Origin of the sequence: Lysinibacillus sp. FSL M8-0134, assembly GCF_038069745.1 — a bacterium.
Lineage (GTDB): Bacteria > Bacillota > Bacilli > Bacillales_A > Planococcaceae > Lysinibacillus > Lysinibacillus irui.
The window spans coordinates 1-4,133 of sequence record NZ_JBBPAJ010000003.1 but is presented as its reverse complement, the minus strand read 5'-3'; the positions used below and the strand labels follow the sequence as shown (position 1 = coordinate 4,133).

At 38.3% G+C, this 4,133-nt stretch carries 5 protein-coding genes, 1 tRNA gene and 1 other RNA gene; 6 read left to right on the top strand and 1 reads right to left on the bottom strand.

All coding sequences use genetic code 11. The annotated features are described in order from the left end of the window. Positions 1 to 11 precede the first annotated feature (11 nt). Positions 12 to 104: transfer RNA gene (locus MKY49_RS22955), tRNA-Ser, on the bottom strand. A 168-nt stretch (positions 105 to 272) separates the two neighbouring features. Here MKY49_RS22955 and ffs point away from each other — a divergent pair. From ffs to MKY49_RS22925, 6 genes are all read left to right on the top strand, one after another. Beyond that, an RNA gene (gene ffs / locus MKY49_RS22950) (signal recognition particle sRNA large type) lies at positions 273 to 540 on the top strand. Positions 541 to 680: 140 nt separating this feature from the next. Then, a complete protein-coding gene (dnaX, locus tag MKY49_RS22945; RefSeq protein WP_341387145.1) occupies positions 681 to 2,465 on the top strand; it encodes a DNA polymerase III subunit gamma/tau in 1,785 nt (594 codons plus the stop codon). Between the two features lie 21 nt (positions 2,466 to 2,486). Then, a complete protein-coding gene (locus MKY49_RS22940) occupies positions 2,487 to 2,801 on the top strand; it encodes a YbaB/EbfC family nucleoid-associated protein (RefSeq protein ID WP_004233957.1) in 315 nt (104 codons plus the stop codon). 12 nt (positions 2,802 to 2,813) lie between these two features. Next, entirely contained in the window at positions 2,814 to 3,410 is a 597-nt protein-coding gene (recR, locus tag MKY49_RS22935) for a recombination mediator RecR (RefSeq protein ID WP_274795138.1), read from the top strand. Between the two features lie 13 nt (positions 3,411 to 3,423). Beyond that, positions 3,424 to 3,639, top strand: a complete 216-nt coding sequence (locus MKY49_RS22930) for a YaaL family protein (protein WP_274795139.1) — start codon at positions 3,424 to 3,426, stop codon at positions 3,637 to 3,639. Between the two features lie 74 nt (positions 3,640 to 3,713). Further along, positions 3,714 to 3,986, top strand: a complete 273-nt coding sequence (locus MKY49_RS22925; RefSeq protein ID WP_274795140.1) for a pro-sigmaK processing inhibitor BofA family protein — start codon at positions 3,714 to 3,716, stop codon at positions 3,984 to 3,986. Positions 3,987 to 4,133: the final 147 nt, after the last annotated feature.

Below are 4,133 nucleotides of genomic sequence, written 5' to 3'. Positions count from 1 at the left end.
AAATTTAAAACTGGAGGAGGTAGAGGGATTCGAACCCCCGCGCGGTGTTACCCGCCTGTCGGTTTTCAAGACCGATCCCTTCAGCCAGACTTGGGTATACCTCCATGTTATATTGCTCTGTTGTCTTATCGACAAAAATAAATTTATCACAACTTGAGAAAGCCGTCAATATATTTTTTTAAAAAAATATAGGAAGATTAAAAATGATTTGGAAATAAATAATTTGTGCATTAAGTTGCAATTTATACAAACTGTCAGTATACTAGTTATTGCCGTGCTAGGTGGGAAGGTAGCGGTGTCCTGTAACTCGCAATCCGCTCTAGCGAGACTGAATTCCTTTTTCGAGGCTGTCCGTATTGTTTGGTCTGCCTTTTGCACGTAGTGTTGACGATTGGGTCCTGCGCAATGGATACCCATGAACCATGTCAGGTCCGGAAGGAAGCAGCATTAAGTGGTCTTATCCATGTGCCGCGGGGTTGCCTAATCCGAGCTAACGACAAGAGTAACGCTTATGTGCGGCTGTCAAGGAAAGGTGCACGGCATGAAATTGCCAATTCAAAGCATCCGTCTACTATAGGCGGGTGCTTTTTTATATTTAATCAATAACTTCATTTTCTATATAAGATAGCAAATGCTATAATAAAACTACTCAATTACATGGAAAAGGAGAGAGAAATATAGTGACGTATCAAGCATTTTATCGTGTGTATCGACCACAATCTTTTCGAGAAATGTCAGGTCAAGCTCATGTCAAAAGAACGCTACAGAATGCTCTCCTAGCGAATAAAACCACACATGCTTACTTATTCTCTGGGCCACGTGGTACTGGGAAAACAAGTACAGCTAAAATTTTTGCGAAAGCATTAAATTGTGAACATGCACCATCAAAAGAACCTTGCAATGAATGTGCTACTTGTCTAAGTATTACTGATGGATCTCATCCAGATGTCATTGAATTTGACGCTGCCTCGAATTCACGTGTTGAGGAAATTAGAGATATTATAGAGAAAGTACGTTTTGCTCCTGCTAGCAGTAGATACAAGGTGTACATCATTGATGAAGTACATATGCTTTCTACAAGTGCTTTTAATGCTCTTTTAAAAACTTTAGAAGAACCACCCCCTCACGCTGTATTTATTTTAGCAACGACAGAGCCTCATAAATTGCCTGCAACGATTATTTCTCGTTGTCAGCGCTTTGATTTTAAGCGACTTTCTACAAATGATATTATTGAACGAATGAAGGTTGTCTTAGAGGATATTGATTTACCATATGAAGAACAAGGCTTAAAGGTTATCGCACAATCTGCAGCTGGGGGAATGCGCGATGCTTTAAGTTTATTGGATCAAGTTGTGTCTTTCAGCGGAGAAAAGTTAAAGCTTGAGGATACGTTGTTAGTTACAGGTTCAATTAGTCAGGATGTTTTCTATGATTTAGCTGAGGCACTCAAGATGAAAGATGTTGCACAAATGCTTGCGCTTTTAGAGCAACTTATAGCCGATGGAAAGGACCCTTTGCGTCTTTCGGAGGATTTAATTACCTTTTTCCGTGATTTATTATTACTTCAAACAAGTGATGATTTAGCTGAACTCTTAGAGCTTGTGTCCCCCGAGGAACGTGTATTTACTTTAGCACATGAATTCGCGCCAGATATGCTTTATGGCTATATAGATATTCTTGCAAAAACACAGCAAGAGATGCGCTTCTCTCACCATACGAAAATTTACTTAGAAACAGCATTACTTAAAATGGTACAGTTTTCAGGAGGGGTCGCCCATTCAACGATGGCTACCAATGAAATGACGCAAAGCGCAGAGGTCACTCAAAAAATTGTTGCGCTTGAGCAGATGGTTCAGCAATTATCCTTACAATTGCAAACTGGGGCACCAGCACAAACATCACCAGCCCAAAAAGAGCAGCGGCCTCGTGCTAAAAGTCCGAATGGCTATAAAGCACCGACTGGTCGTATTCAAGAAATACTAAAAGATGCAACAAAACAAGATGTGCAACGTATAAAATCGGTGTGGGCGCAAGCATTAAGTCAAATGCAAAAATCACAATCTGCTCTTTTGGCAGAAGCCGAGCCTGTTGCGGCATCTTCGAGTGCTTTTGTGTTAAAATTCAAGTATGATATTCATTGTCAGATGGTTGCTGATAACCAATCTTTAAAGGCTCACTTTACACAACTAATTGCGGGACAAACTGGCACAATGTACGAGATGCTTTGTATACCGGAAGAATCCTGGTTAAAGATGCGTGAAGAATTTATTCGTGATCATGGTCTGCAGCAAAAGAAAACATTAACGGCTTCAGAACATGGGGAGGAATTATTAGAGCCACCACCGGCAGAAATGCCAGAAGAACCATTTATCGACGATGCTCAACCTCTTGCTTCACAAGACCCACTTGTGACAGAGGCTGAAAAACTCTTTGGTAAAGACTTTATTGAAATTATTGAAGATTAAATTTTTAGGAGGAAAACATTTATGCGTGGAATGGGAAATATGCAAGGTATGATGAAAAAGATGCAAAAAATGCAAAAGGAAATGATGGAGGCTCAAGAAGCATTAAATGCTGAGCAATTTGAGGGTGTTGCAGGCGGCGGCATGGTAAAAGTAACTGTTTCAGGTCAGCGCGAGGTTGTATCCGTAAATCTTGATGAATCTGTGGTAGATCCTGAAGACATCGAAATGTTACAAGACCTAATTGTTATCGCTACAAATGAAGCGTTGAAAAAAGTAGAAGAAAAAACGAATTCAACAATGGGGAAATTCACTCAAGGCTTAAACCTTCCATTCTAGGAGGTATTCATTATGTACTACCCAGAACCAATATCTAAATTGATCGATAGTTTTATGAAATTGCCAGGTATCGGGCCGAAAACTGCGGCTCGTCTGGCGTTTTTTGTGTTATCAATGAAGGAAGACGATGTATTATCTTTCTCTAAAGCACTCATTGATGCTAAACGAAATCTGAGCTACTGTTCTGTTTGTGGCAATATAACGGATGTAGATCCATGTCATATTTGCTCAGATAAGCAACGAGATCATTCTATTATTTGTGTTGTACAAGATACAAAAGATGTTATTGCAATGGAAAAAATGCGTGACTATAACGGCATGTACCATGTACTTCAGGGAGCAATTTCGCCAATGGATGGCATCGGCCCAGAGGATATTAATGTTGCTTCCTTATTAGTGCGTTTGCAAGATGAAAGTGTTCAAGAGCTTATTCTAGCTACGAATTCAACGATTGAGGGTGAGGCAACAGCTATGTACATTTCGCGCCTTGTCAAGCCATCAGGTATTCGTACAACTCGTATTGCGCATGGATTGCCAGTAGGTGGAGATCTAGAATATGCAGATGAGGTAACGTTATCTAAAGCAATGGAAGGTCGACGCGAGTTATGAGTGAGGGATTAATATGTTCTTCCGTAGTAAAGGGAAATTAAAAAAAGAATTCGATGATAAGCTTGTGAATCTTATAAAGGCAACAAAAGAGGATTTACAGCAGGCAAAAATAATAGAAGAATTAATGGATGACTACGACCTTGGGGTTATTGCTCAACGTAAAACAGCAGAGAGTATCCATTTTTATTTATTTAAGGAAGCTAGAATTCGTAGAGTATTAATAAAATAGTTCTTATTAAATAATCATAGAAGCAAAACAGGAAACATAAACTTTCATAATTATTTTATTGAGGAGGCAAGCATATGTCTTGGTTAGTAATTATGAGTATTTGTGTTCCTGTGGGGCTTCTTTTTCTTTATGTAATAATAAGACATGCTAAGCTAGGCAAAATTTTAGAAGGATTATCAGTGTTTTGGTTTAGATTTGCATTTGCTTTTCTATTATTATTTATGATTCATTTAGGTATAGGTTATATAGGATATAACGTACCGATTAATTTATTTTCAGTCTTAACGATTGCGGTTTTAGGAATTCCGGGTGTATTTGGAATAACAGCGTTGATATTTTTTTTATAAAAAGCTTGCATTATGATAATAATGTAGTATACTTATAAAAGTCGCTAATATAACTGATTGAAACAAAAGTAAATTAAAAATTTATGTTGACACATTATATGAGACGTGATATTATATAAGAGTTGCTGCTGAAACAGCGGCAAACAA